The sequence below is a fragment of the Phormidium tenue FACHB-1052 genome (assembly GCF_014696675.1).
Lineage (GTDB): Bacteria > Cyanobacteriota > Cyanobacteriia > Phormidesmidales > Phormidesmidaceae > Nodosilinea > Nodosilinea tenuis_A.
On the sequence record NZ_JACJQN010000021.1, the window covers coordinates 42,663 to 54,170 of the forward strand.

Here is an 11,508-nt window from a genome sequence, read left to right on the forward strand (position 1 = left end):
CCGCGATCGCGGCCCCCTTTTCCTAATGGTTAGGGAATTGAGCTAGCGGAGTGCCGCTGTCTACTTCCAGTTAGCGGCTACCATCTCAGCCAGGTCAACGACGCGCTGGCTATAGCCCCACTCGTTGTCGTACCAGGCCACCACTTTCACCATGTCGCCGCCCATCACCATGGTCAGGCTAGAGTCAACGATCGAAGACTCGTCGGTCTTGCGGTAGTCGATGGAGACCAGAGGTAGGTCACTGTAGGCCAGAATGCCCTTCATGGGGCCTTCAGCGGCGGACTTCAGCGCTTGGTTAACCTGGTCAGCGATCGCAGGCTTCTCCACCTGAACCACCAGGTCGACCACCGACACGTTGGGGGTGGGCACGCGCAGGGCGATGCCGTTCAGCTTGCCCGCCATTTCAGGAATCACCAGAGCCACAGCCTGAGCTGCCCCGGTGGTGGTAGGCACAATGTTGAGTGCCGCAGCACGGGCCCGACGCAGGTCGCGGTGGCTAGCATCGAGCAACCGCTGGTCGCCGGTGTAGCTGTGGGTGGTGGTCATCGTGCCTTTGATGATGCCAAAGGTGTCGTTGAGCACCTTGACCACAGGGGCCAGGCAGTTGGTGGTGCAGCTAGCGTTGCTGACCACGTTGTGGCGATCGTGGGTGTACTCTTGGTGGTTGACGCCCATGACGTAGGTGCCAATGCCGCCGCCTTTGCCCGGCGCGGTGATCAGCACTTTTTTAGCGCCCGCTTCGATGTGGCGAGAGGCACCCTCTTCGCTGACGAAAACCCCGGTGGACTCAATTACCAAGTCAATATCCCAGGCGGCCCAGGGCAGGTTGTTGGGGTTGCGATCGGAGTAGCACTTAATAGTCTTGCCGTTGACGATCAGGGTGTCTTCGCCGGCGCTGACATCGGCATCAAGGCGACCCAGCATCGAGTCATACTTCAACAGGTGGGAGTTAGTCTTAGGATCAGACGTATCGTTAATAGCGACCACCTCAAGCTGGCTGTTCTCGCGCGTCAACCAGCAGCGCAGAAAATTACGGCCAATGCGGCCAAAACCATTAATTGCTACTCTAACCACTGCGTTTAACCCTCTGTTGTAGTCGGAACTAGGTATCTATTCTTAGACGACACCATAATATCGCAAAGCATGATCTACTTTATAGGGGTCGGCTATTGAACTGAATCTATCTAAAACTCAAAGTATCCTCCGAAGGCTCTATGACTAGGTAAGAGCGATCGCCCTATCCATTGGCAAACGATGGAATCAGTTCCCAGCAACAGCATAAGTATTTCTACTTTATCCATTCCTTTTACATAGAAAATTGATATGCCGTCCTGATAGACACTTTTGTTGGGCGCTTTATATATAGAAAAAGATTGGCCTGAGCGCACCTTAGGCCTTCCCCATGCTCCCTGACTGAAATTGGTAAGCCTGTGGTGAGGCACCTTTTTAGATGGTTAACCAGACTATCGTCCGCAACGCATCTGCCTTGGGGATCACAATTGAAAGCCCGTCAAACGACCGCCCAGCCAGGCTAATACCGATGTTTAGGCCAATTCGGCAATTCTTGCTATGATTACGCCTGACACTTGGTGTGGTGTGGTGTTGTAAGGAGTGTAACGATGCCGATTTCCGTAGATTTTACCGGCAGACCCTTTCATTTCATTGGGATAGGGGGCATTGGCATGTCGGCACTGGCCTACATCTTGACCAAACGCAACCTGCCCGTATCAGGATCTGACCTGCGCTTAACCCACATCACCCGTCGCCTGCAAGAGGCCGGGGCCCACATCTTTTGGCAGCAAGAAGCCGCGAACCTAAGTTACTTTCTCACCACCAATCAGCCAGCCCTCACCGCCGCCGGTCGCAACGGCTCTAGCGTAGCGGTGGCTGCGCCGGTTATAGCTTCAGACGCGAGTCCCCAAGTGGTTTGTTCCACTGCGATCGACACCCGTAACCCGGAATATCAGGCGGCTTTAGAGCTGGGTTGCCCAATTCTGCACCGCTCTGACCTGCTGGCCGCCCTCATTCAGGAGTACAGCAGCATCGCCGTTGCTGGTACCCACGGCAAAACCACCACCAGCAGCATGATCGGCCACTTGCTGCTCAATGCCAACCTCGACCCTACCATTGTGGTGGGCGGTGAAGTATCGAGCTGGGGCGGCAATGCTCGCCTGGGCCAAGGGCCCTACTTAGTTGCCGAGGCCGACGAGTCTGATGGCACCCTATCGAAGCTGTCAGCCAGCATTGGCGTTGTCACTAACATCGAGCTAGACCACACCGACCACTACCGCGACCTGGAAGATGTGGTGCAGATCTTTCAAACCTTCCAGCGCCAGTGTGGTCTGTTGGTCGCCAGCGCCGACTGTGAGGTGGTACGCACCAGCCTCAAGCCCGATGTCACCTATAGCCTTAGCCCCGATAACGGCGCGACGTATCACGTTACCGACTTGCAGTTTGGAGCCGAGGGCACCTCAGCCCTGGTTTGGGAACTGGGTCAGCCCTTGGGTCGCCTCCGTCTGCGAGTGCTAGGCTGCCACAACCTCAGCAACGCCTTAGCGGCTGTGGCCGTCGGGCGGCACCTGGGCATCGCTTTTGATCAAATTGCCGAGGGGTTAGAGAATTTTTGCGGCGCTCGCCGTCGATTTGAGCATCGGGGCAGCTACAACGGCATTCAGTTTTTTGATGACTATGCCCACCACCCCAGCGAGATTCGCGCCACCCTGGCAGCGGCTCGCATTAAAGCCGATCAGACTCTGCCAATCGACAGCCGTCAGGATAACCGCCGCGTGGTGGCGGTGTTTCAGCCCCACCGATTTAGCCGTACGGCAGCGCTACTGAACGATTTTACCGATGCTTTTGTAGATGCCGACCAGGTAATCATGGCCGACATCTACAGCGCGGGCGAGAAAAATACCTTTGGAGTATCGGGTCGCCAACTAGCTGATGCCGTAAGCCACGCTCATCCAAGGGTTTTGTACGGCCACACCTTAGACGACATTCAGGCCGCTCTGGCCCACAGCCTGCGGCCCGGCGATCTGGTGATGTTTATGGGGGCGGGCAACCTCAACCAGATCATCCCTCAGGTGATGGCTTACTACGCGGAGGCCGAGGTGCCCTCGCTGCAAGAGGCCTGTTAGGCACAGGCCTCGCAACGGAGTTGGCTAGCCTAGGGAACGACTGTTGAGAGCTGGGACTATGAACCAAACCCTTGGAGTCGCTCCTGAGTTTGCCTGTCTGAAACCACAGGTGTCGCTACAGTCGCTGACCACCTTTCGGGTGGGTGGCCCGGCGGAATGGCTGGCTATGCCACGCCACCAGAGCGAGCTGGAACAGGTTTTAGACTGGGCGATCGCCGCCAACCTCAAGATCACCCCGCTGGGGGCAGGGTCGAATTTGCTGATCAGCGATCGCGGTATTCCCGGTCTGGTAATCTGTACCCGTCGCTGGCGTGGCACTGAATTTGATGCCGCTGGTCGCGTTACCGCAGCAGCGGGCGAGCCACTACCCACGCTGGCTTGGAAGGCTGCCAAGCGCGGCTGTCGCGGCCTCGAATGGGCCGTGGGCATTCCCGGCACCGTAGGCGGTGCAGTGGTGATGAATGCCGGAGCCCACGGCGGCTGCGCGGCAGAGGTGCTGACCTCAGCCACCGTGCTCGACCCCGAGACCGGCATTCTGACCATGACACCCGCTGATTTAGCGTTTCAATACCGCACCTCCATCCTGCAAGGGGGGCGGCGGATGGTGTTGGATGCCACCTTTCAGCTAGAGCCAGGGCATGACCCCGAAGTGGTGATGGCCGACACCCTGGCAGGCCTCAACCAGCGGCGGGCCACCCAGCCCTACGATATGCCCAACTGCGGCAGCGTGTTTCGCAACCCCTACCCCCACACCGCCGGGACGCTGATTGAGAAAACTGGGCTGAAGGGCTACCGCATTGGCAACGCCCAGGTGGCCGAGCGCCACGCCAACTTTATTTTGAATTTAGGCGGGGCCACCGCCACAGATATTCAACACCTGATTCGCCATGTGCAGGATGAAGTAGAAGCCCGCTGGGCCGTGCGCCTGCAAACCGAAGTGAAGTTTATGGGCGAGTTTCCGAGTATTTAGAATTTCGGCGTTGCTGATCAGCAGTATGATTTGCCCCCCTAACCCCCCAATTCTGGGGGAATCAGACAACCTCAAAGTCCCCCAAACTTGGGGGTCGGGGGGCCGATGCAGCAACCGTTGCTTTTGCAGATTCATCCCTTGATTCAGCAACGCCAGAATTTTTAGGAAAGGCGATCGAGGGCCATCGCCGCGATCGCGCTATCCGCCTCACCCACCACGGTTTGGGCAAAGCGCTGGGCAACCGGCGGTAGATATACAAAGGGAGCGCTGAACCCGGCCATAACGTGTAAACCGTCTACGCCAGGAATGGCTCCTACCAGCGGTAACCCGTCGCGGCTAAAGCTAACTCGACAGCGCCGCCAGGTACCCGGCACATCCGCCAGGGCAGGAATTTGGGCCGCCATGGCAGACCGCATAGTGCGATCGCTCTCCACCCCATCTAGCTCTGCATCCAGATCGGTCAGCGTGCGGCTGATCTGGCCCAGGCAGACATGGCCGTCTACAAACTGAATCGCCCCGCTGTCGAGAATGGCAGGAGTTAGCTCATGGCCCGGCTGATCCCACTGCCCGTCGATATCGGGCTGACTTGCCTCAGATTCCTGCCTAAAGCGCTGGGTCTGGGCAGGCATAATCAGCGATCGCAGCCTGAAATCGAGCGGCGGTGTCTCGATCAGCTCGGCGTGGGTGTAGTAGAGCGGAATATTGACCTGGGCCTGGTGCAGCAGCGCTCGGCTAAAGGCCCCTGCCGCCACCAGAACATTCTTGGCCGGGCAAGCCTGCTCAGTGGTTAAAACGCCCGTGACGCGATCTTTGATCCGCACCACATCCACCACAGCCGCAACCATGCGGGTGCCGCCCAAGCGCTGAAACGCCTGGTTGTAGGCGCTGACCAGGGCCACTGGGGAAACATGGCCATGGCGCACGGTGAAAGCTCCGGCGATCGCATCCCGATTCAGCAGCGGCTCCAGCTCTTGGGCCTCGGTGGCCGACACAAAGATCGGCGGCGTCGCGCAATGGGCATAGGCTGTGGCGGCGGCCTCAGGGTCACCGTCCGCCGCCAGGGTCAGCACCAGATCTAGCTCGCGGAACTGGGTATCGGCCTCCAGTTCTTCGCTGAGCTGGCGCTGCTTGGCAATGCCCTCCTGGCAGAGCTGCTGGGTGAGGGCCGTGCTGCCCGACCAGTAAGGGATGCCGCCGTAGCTGTAGCGGGTAGCGTTGCCGGGCTCTAGGGCGCGATCGATGAGTAGCACAGACAGCCCCCGGTGGGCCAGTTCGTAGCTGACCGCTGCCCCCACCAGACCGTTGCCGACCACAATCCAGTCAAAGGTTTGCATAGTTACTAACGAAGGTTTAGGGGAGCGGGTTTAGGGTTTAAGGGAACAGCAGGTTCCTCGCCTGCAACCATAGACCTTATACCTAAAACCTTAGGCGTAAATCTGACTGAGGATAATCCGCAGGCGATCGTAGTCGTCTTTCAAGAAAATGCTGAGGGTACGGCCCGCCTGCACCAGCCAGGAGCGATCGAGCTTGCGAAGCTGGTAGCCCTGGCGCAACACGGCTGCCACCAGGCTGTCTACTGGGGCGCTGCCCATGGCCAACAGGGTTCTTAAAAAATCGAGCTGCTCGGTAAACTCAATCACGACTTCAGGAGAGCAGGCATACACCCCCTGGTGCACCTGGGGTGGCCGGGGCGGCAGGTGTTGAAAGATTGGCCCCTGGGGTCGCCCAGCCAGGTCGGGGGCACGAAAGCCCACGATCGCTGCCTTAAACTCGGTCTTGAGCATGGCAAAAATCTGCGGCTGCTGCTGGCGCAGATCTTCAAGCGACAGCCCCAGCGCCCGCGCCCGATGTACGGAGTCAATTGGGCTGGTGGTGGCGTGATAGACCACCCCATAGACGGTGTTGCCCGACTCCTCATCCAGGGCGGTGACCCAGCTGCCAAAGGGGGGCATGGCCGAAAACGCCAATGCCTCAGGCTCTAGGCACTGGGCCAAAAATTCGGTAGTGGCGGTTTCAATCACCTCGGCGATGTGATTGGGCTGCCGCGCTGGGGCCGTGGTCTGGGGCAGAGGTAAGCGCATGGCGATACCTAGCGCCGCTTGCCAGAACTCACCGGCTCCAGCTCAGACATCTCAAAGGTGACCAGCTTATCCCAGTTGCCGCCCTCAAACAGCACCGCTACCTTGCCGTCAGTAATGCGCTGCACCAGACCCTGAAAACCGTAGTAGGTATCGTTGATGTTGATCACCGTAACCGGAGCCCCAGGAAAAATCATGATACTAATACTTTTGAGCTGCCCCTACAGTTTAAGGCAATGTGCTGAACTGGCCTATTACTGCCAGCGGATTTCGTACTTAGAGCCGGTTGGTGTCAAGGGATCGACCAGTGGCCAGGGCAAGATTTTCCCTGAGTTTTAGCGTTGCTCTGTGAGCGATCGCCCCCTACGCTACCCAACCTGCGTCGGGCCGAGTCTTTCTTGGCCAGAGCGTTATGCTAAAGCTCTAGCCCTGTACTACCCTATGAGCCAAACCTATAAAGCCACTGGCATCAACCTCAAGGCCATGCCCCTAGGGGAAACCGATCGCCTGCTGACCATCCTTACCCCCGAGATCGGGCTGGTGCGGGCGGTGGCACCAGGGTCGCGCAAGCACCAATCGCGGCTGGGCGGACGCAGCGATCTCTTCGTCATTAACGAATGCTTGGTGGTGAAGGGCAAGCGGCTCGACAAGCTCATTCAGGCCGAGACTGTACGCACCTTTCCTGGGCTGAGTCGGCACCTATCCCGACTCACAGCCAGCCAGTATCTAGCGGAGGTCGTGTTACTGATGGCTCTCAGCGATTCTCCCCAGAGCGATCTGTTTCACGTCTTTGTGGAACATCTAGAACGGCTGGAAACGGCATCGTCAGGGGCAGTGCTAGCGGCCCTGTGCCACGGGTTATATCACCTGCTGGCCCTGTCGGGGGTGGCTCCAGAGGTTCACCGATGCACCCTCAGCCGGAATGAGATTGTGCCCAATCTACTCGACCCCGCCTGGCGAGTAGAGTTTAGTTCCGAAGCGGGGGGACTGATACAGACCGACGGGGCCACCCAGCTCGGTGAGGGGCAAGGCCACTACGGTCAACCCACCAAACGCCCCCTGTTGCTCACCGCCACCGATGTCGCCTTACTCCAACAGCTCACCAAGCCAGAGATTTTATCCACCCTACCCATGGGGCTAGAGAGCCCAAGCTCCCAGACCGGAAAAACCCAGCAGCTATGGGCACGAGTCGAGCGGCTTCTGCGAGAATATACTGAGAACTACTTTGAACGTCCCATTCGGTCGGCGGCTTTGGTTGATGTCTGTTTAGCTACCCTTTAAACTGCTGGATATTGCGCCGCCCAGTGCCCAGGTTCGTTGGTTACCCCATGCTCCGTGAGTTTGAAGCTAATACAGAGGCTACCAAGGCAAACCATTTGCCCCAGGCAGAGGATCGAGGGTCTGGCCATGGCACCGACCTAGGCACTGGGGCAGACTCCGCAACCCAAACCGCCACTTTGCCCGCTGCTTCTGCATCTGAGGCTACTGACCCAGAGCCTGAGAATGGGTTTCGGGCCATTTTCCGAAACCGCAATTTTTTGATTTTGTGGACAGGGCAGCTGTTTTCCCAGCTCGCCGATAAGGTCTATCTAGTGCTGATGATTGCCATCATCGCCGCCCGGTTTGATACCCCAGGGCAGAGCATCAGCGGCTGGGTGTCGGCGGTGATGATTGCCTTTACTGTACCGGCGGTGCTGTTTGGGGCGCTGGCGGGGGTGTTTGTAGACCGCTGGCGCAAGCGTCCGGTGCTGGTGTGGTCTAATCTGCTGCGCGGCGGCCTGGTGATTGCGCTGCCCTTAGGGATTTGGCTGACGGCGGGTTGGGGGCCAGTGATGGGACTGCCGGTAGCCTTTTTGCTGCTGCTGGTCGTCACGTTTTTGATCTCGACCCTGACTCAGTTTTTTGCCCCGGCAGAGCAGTCGATTATTCCCCTCATTGTGGCCGAAGGGGATTTACTCTCGGCCAACTCGCTCTATACCACCACCATGATGGCCTCGGTAATTGTCGGTTTTGCCGTGGGGGAACCGATTTTAGCCCTGGCCGATCGCTTAATGCTGCTGCTCGGTATCGCCAACAACGGCCCGGCGATTTTGGTCGGCTTGAGCTATATGGTGGCCGGGCTGTGCCTGATGACGATGGATCCCGGAAAAGAGAATTTATCCGCTGCTCACGAAGATATATCTCAATTTTGGGCTGACATCAAAGATGGATGGCGCTATTTAGGGGAGCAGGTGCAGGTGCGGGTGGCGATTATTCAGCTGGTGCTGCTGTCGTCGGTGTTTGCGGCTCTGGCGGTGCTAGCGGTGCGTCTGGCGGAGATGATTCCGGCCATTAAGGCGTCGCAATTTGGCTTTTTGCTGGCGGCGGGTGGCCTGGGCCTGGGCCTGGGGGCCGTGCTGGTGGGAAATTTTGGGCCACGCTTTCCGAGGCGCTACCTGAGTCTGTGGGGTGCCCTGGGCATGGGGGCGTGCCTGATTGCCCTGGCCTGGACAACCCAGCAGTTGTGGGCCTCGATGGCGATTATTGCCATCCTGGGGCTGTGCGGTGCCTTCGTCGGCATACCGATGCAGACCCTGATCCAAGAAAAAACGCCGGAATCTATGCGCGGCAAGGTGTTTGGCTTACAGAACAACATGGTCAATATTGCCCTCAGCCTGCCCCTGGCCCTGGCTAGCGTGGTAGAAGCACACCTGGGTTTGGCCAATGTTTTTGTCGGCATGGGAGCCTTGGTAGGACTAGGGGGAGTTGTAACCTGGTATATTGCCGATACGGCAATGAGAAAGACCCAGGCCCCGGGCTAGGTTTCATTTTTTTACCAAAGGCAGATCTGCGGGCTTGGCGATCGCGGCGGCATTTTGCTGGCGCTAGTTTAGGTTGTTAACGGATAACGCTGGACAGCATGCACATCGCGTGGCTTGGCAAGAAATCGCCCTTTTGCGGCAACGTTACCTATGGCCGAGAGGTCACCAACGCGTTGCTCGAACGCGGTCATCGGGTGACGTTTCTCCATTTTGCCCAGTCTCAAGATGGCCACAGCCGGGGCAGTTATGCGGAGCGATCGCAGGAAGTTCCCCTCCCCTTTCTGTTCAAATCGCAGATTCTCACCATTCCTTCTCTGAAGTCAGGAAAGCTGCTGGCCGAGGCGCTAGAGCGCATCCAGCCCGACGTAGTGCATGCGTCGCTGACCCTATCGCCGCTCGATTTTCGACTGCCCGAGATCTGCGCCGAGCTAAATATTCCCCTGGTGGCCACCTTTCACCCCGCCTTCGATCGCCGGGTGCGCAGCATAACGTCAGGTACCCAGCACCTCACCTACCAGCTCTACGCCCCCTGTCTGGCCAACTACGATCGCGTCATCGTCTTCTCCGATCTCCAGCGCGATCTGCTGACTAAGCTTGGAGTGCCCGACGATAGGCTAGTTGTGATTCCCAACGGGGTCGATACCCGCCGCTACTCGCCGGGTCCATCGGCGGTGAAGGCCGATCTCTACGCCCGCCAGCTGTTTGTCTACCAAGGGCGCGTTTCGCTGGAGAAGAATGTGGAGGCGCTGCTGCGGGGCTGGCGGCAGGCCGATATGGGGCCAAACTGCAAGCTGGCGATCGTCGGTAGCGGCCCCCTAGAGGCGTCGCTAAAGCGCTACTACGGCGACGAGGACGACATTATCTGGCTGGGCTACCTGGCTAACGAGCAGCGCCGTATCGACATCTTGCGGGCGGCGGATGGGTTTATTTTGCCGTCGCTGGTGGAGGGGCTGTCGCTGTCGCTGCTGGAGGCGATGGCCTGCGGTACGGCCTGCATTGCCACCGATGCCGGGGCCGATGGCGAAGTGCTGGCGGAGGGGGCGGGCATTGTGCTCGACACCCAGCGGGTATCAACTCAGCTACAAACCATTCTGCCGATTTTGCGCGACCATCCCGAAATTACTCAGCTTTTGGGGCATAAGGCCCGCGAGCGGGTGCTCCAGCGCTATACGTTGAAAGACAATATTTCAGCCTTAGAAGCTATGTATAGCCAGGTGACGGCGGAACAGCGCCTGATGTGTGGGCAGCGAGCCTAAAGGAGAGAGTGGGTTATGGAAGGGGGGTGGGGGCGATCGCCCTACCACTTCACCCGCCGTTCACCTGTCGCTCCGCCGTAACCAGTGCCCACCCGTGGCAAGCTACTCTTTTGGGGTGAGTTACATCCATAACCGTCCTTGGCTGTCCCCTCAAAGCGACGATGCGGATGGTGCAGCATTGGTATGATGGAGTACGTCTTGATCGCTTCAACAAACCCATCATCATTACCACCAAAGTTCTATCTAAAAAGAGAGCTCTGGGGTTGTAACGGCAACCCCGCCACCGTAGACGTCATAGGTGACATCCGTAGTTTGAGACACTTTGATCTGCATTCTGGCGCGTGCAACTGAGCCAGTCCCGACTGATAACTGTTTATAGTCTGAGCCGTTAAGAGTTTGTTTTTGGCTATCGAATCCCAAAAAACCTACGCCGTAACGAACTTTGATTGAAGCACCAACAGGAAGTTTGAAAAAGGCCTTTCCATTGGCATTCCAAAAGCTTTCCACAGTTCTCCAATCTCCTGCCTCAATACGCTTGGTACGAATCATGATTTCATTCTCCTTATAGTTGCGATCGAAAACTAAAGTAGCCTAGACCTCAACACCAAGATTTTTTCTCATCTGCTGCATTGCAATGGTTAACCGAGAGCATGCCACTTTTGAAAAAGAGTTTTTTACTCATAGGCTGAAACGCTTTATATGTAGACTTTCAGCCACCTCGCTGCATTAATACTCCAGTCAAGCACCTTTCAAAGTGACATGCATCCTGGTTAACTGCACCCTAATATTAGGGTCTCACGTCATAGGTAAGGACGTAGTCGGCACCGTCAAGCGTGAAACTGGCGCTGGAGTTTTCTACCGGAGTATCACGAATTACAACCGTACCGAGATGATCGTTGTAGTCGGGCCAGCGTCCCAAGTCCAAATCCCATAGTTTAACCTTAGCTCGGACGGTGAACGGGAGTTCGTCGTTAATCTCGAAGACCTCGCCGTTGTTCATATTCTCTCGGTAAGTTTTGCGGCCAGCGTTGGTAAACACTTCTAGAAGGCATTCATCCGAGCCAAAGGTGTCTTCAGTTTCGTTACAGGTAAGCGATTTGATGAATAGAGACGCCATGGTATTTCTCCTAATTTTGGCAAGGGAGTTGTTGTAATACTGAGCAGCCCTTACCAACCCACTCGATATCACAGAAACAACCGAATGCTGTGAGTTCTCAATATATAGCTCTCTAGGCATTCAACGAGTTTGAAGCTCTTCGTTGGTTC

11 protein-coding genes are annotated in these 11,508 nt (G+C 57.3%); 5 read left to right on the forward strand and 6 right to left on the reverse strand.

Going from position 1 to position 11,508, the window contains the following annotated elements:
• Positions 1–60: 60 nt before the first annotated feature.
• A complete protein-coding gene (locus tag H6G07_RS22895; RefSeq protein WP_073610639.1) occupies positions 61–1,074 on the reverse strand; it encodes a type I glyceraldehyde-3-phosphate dehydrogenase in 1,014 nt (337 codons plus the stop codon).
• Positions 1,075–1,619: 545 nt separating this feature from the next.
• On the opposite strand from H6G07_RS22895, the gene murC reads away from it, so the two are divergent.
• Entirely contained in the window at positions 1,620–3,137 is a 1,518-nt protein-coding gene (gene murC / locus H6G07_RS22900) for a UDP-N-acetylmuramate--L-alanine ligase (RefSeq protein ID WP_073610640.1), read from the forward strand.
• A gap of 58 nt (positions 3,138–3,195) precedes the next feature.
• Positions 3,196–4,107 (forward strand): UDP-N-acetylmuramate dehydrogenase, encoded by a 912-nt coding sequence (gene murB, locus H6G07_RS22905; RefSeq protein ID WP_073610641.1) that lies wholly within the window; start codon positions 3,196–3,198, stop codon positions 4,105–4,107.
• A 161-nt stretch (positions 4,108–4,268) separates the two neighbouring features.
• Here the strand turns inward: murB and H6G07_RS22910 are convergent, their stop codons facing one another.
• The 3 genes from H6G07_RS22910 to H6G07_RS22920 form a co-directional block, all read right to left on the reverse strand.
• On the reverse strand, positions 4,269–5,441 hold the full coding sequence (locus tag H6G07_RS22910; RefSeq protein WP_073610642.1) for an NAD(P)/FAD-dependent oxidoreductase: 1,173 nt from the start codon (positions 5,439–5,441) through the stop codon (positions 4,269–4,271).
• Positions 5,442–5,531: 90 nt separating this feature from the next.
• Complete coding sequence (locus tag H6G07_RS22915; protein WP_073610643.1) at positions 5,532–6,188, reverse strand: HAS-barrel domain-containing protein; 657 nt, start codon at positions 6,186–6,188, stop codon at positions 5,532–5,534.
• A gap of 8 nt (positions 6,189–6,196) precedes the next feature.
• The gene (locus tag H6G07_RS22920; protein WP_073610644.1) at positions 6,197–6,382 is read right to left on the reverse strand and encodes an NAD(P)H dehydrogenase subunit NdhS; all 186 of its coding nucleotides are present in this window, start codon (positions 6,380–6,382) and stop codon (positions 6,197–6,199) included.
• Between the two features lie 244 nt (positions 6,383–6,626).
• On the opposite strand from H6G07_RS22920, the gene recO reads away from it, so the two are divergent.
• The 3 genes from recO to H6G07_RS22935 all read left to right on the forward strand — a co-directional run bounded on the left by recO (position 6,627) and on the right by H6G07_RS22935 (position 10,242).
• Positions 6,627–7,466 carry a DNA repair protein RecO gene (recO, locus tag H6G07_RS22925; protein WP_073610645.1) on the forward strand — a complete coding sequence of 280 codons (840 nt, stop codon included), beginning with the start codon at positions 6,627–6,629 and terminating at the stop codon, positions 7,464–7,466.
• Positions 7,467–7,513: 47 nt separating this feature from the next.
• On the forward strand, positions 7,514–8,986 hold the full coding sequence (locus tag H6G07_RS22930; RefSeq protein ID WP_073610646.1) for an MFS transporter: 1,473 nt from the start codon (positions 7,514–7,516) through the stop codon (positions 8,984–8,986).
• A 98-nt stretch (positions 8,987–9,084) separates the two neighbouring features.
• On the forward strand, positions 9,085–10,242 hold the full coding sequence (locus tag H6G07_RS22935; protein ID WP_073610647.1) for a glycosyltransferase family 4 protein: 1,158 nt from the start codon (positions 9,085–9,087) through the stop codon (positions 10,240–10,242).
• 243 nt (positions 10,243–10,485) lie between these two features.
• On the opposite strand, the gene H6G07_RS22940 is transcribed toward H6G07_RS22935, so the two are convergent.
• Positions 10,486–10,791, reverse strand: a complete 306-nt coding sequence (locus tag H6G07_RS22940; RefSeq protein ID WP_073610648.1) for a hypothetical protein — start codon at positions 10,789–10,791, stop codon at positions 10,486–10,488.
• A 238-nt stretch (positions 10,792–11,029) separates the two neighbouring features.
• Complete coding sequence (locus tag H6G07_RS22945; protein ID WP_139297169.1) at positions 11,030–11,359, reverse strand: hypothetical protein; 330 nt, start codon at positions 11,357–11,359, stop codon at positions 11,030–11,032.
• Positions 11,360–11,508: the final 149 nt, after the last annotated feature.

Bases quoted from the DNA above. Each gene is read 5' to 3' on its own strand.
- recO (WP_073610645.1), top strand. From the start codon at position 6,627: ATGAGCCAAACCTATAAAGCCACTGGCATCAACCTCAAGGCCATGCCC.
- H6G07_RS22910 (WP_073610642.1), bottom strand. From the start codon at position 5,441: ATGCAAACCTTTGACTGGATTGTGGTCGGCAACGGTCTGGTGGGGGCA.
- H6G07_RS22920 (WP_073610644.1), bottom strand. From the start codon at position 6,382: ATGATTTTTCCTGGGGCTCCGGTTACGGTGATCAACATCAACGATACC.
- murC (WP_073610640.1), top strand. From the start codon at position 1,620: ATGCCGATTTCCGTAGATTTTACCGGCAGACCCTTTCATTTCATTGGG.
- H6G07_RS22940 (WP_073610648.1), bottom strand. From the start codon at position 10,791: ATGATTCGTACCAAGCGTATTGAGGCAGGAGATTGGAGAACTGTGGAA.
- H6G07_RS22915 (WP_073610643.1), bottom strand. From the start codon at position 6,188: ATGCGCTTACCTCTGCCCCAGACCACGGCCCCAGCGCGGCAGCCCAAT.
- H6G07_RS22935 (WP_073610647.1), top strand. From the start codon at position 9,085: ATGCACATCGCGTGGCTTGGCAAGAAATCGCCCTTTTGCGGCAACGTT.
- murB (WP_073610641.1), top strand. From the start codon at position 3,196: ATGAACCAAACCCTTGGAGTCGCTCCTGAGTTTGCCTGTCTGAAACCA.
- H6G07_RS22945 (WP_139297169.1), bottom strand. From the start codon at position 11,359: ATGGCGTCTCTATTCATCAAATCGCTTACCTGTAACGAAACTGAAGAC.
- H6G07_RS22930 (WP_073610646.1), top strand. From the start codon at position 7,514: ATGCTCCGTGAGTTTGAAGCTAATACAGAGGCTACCAAGGCAAACCAT.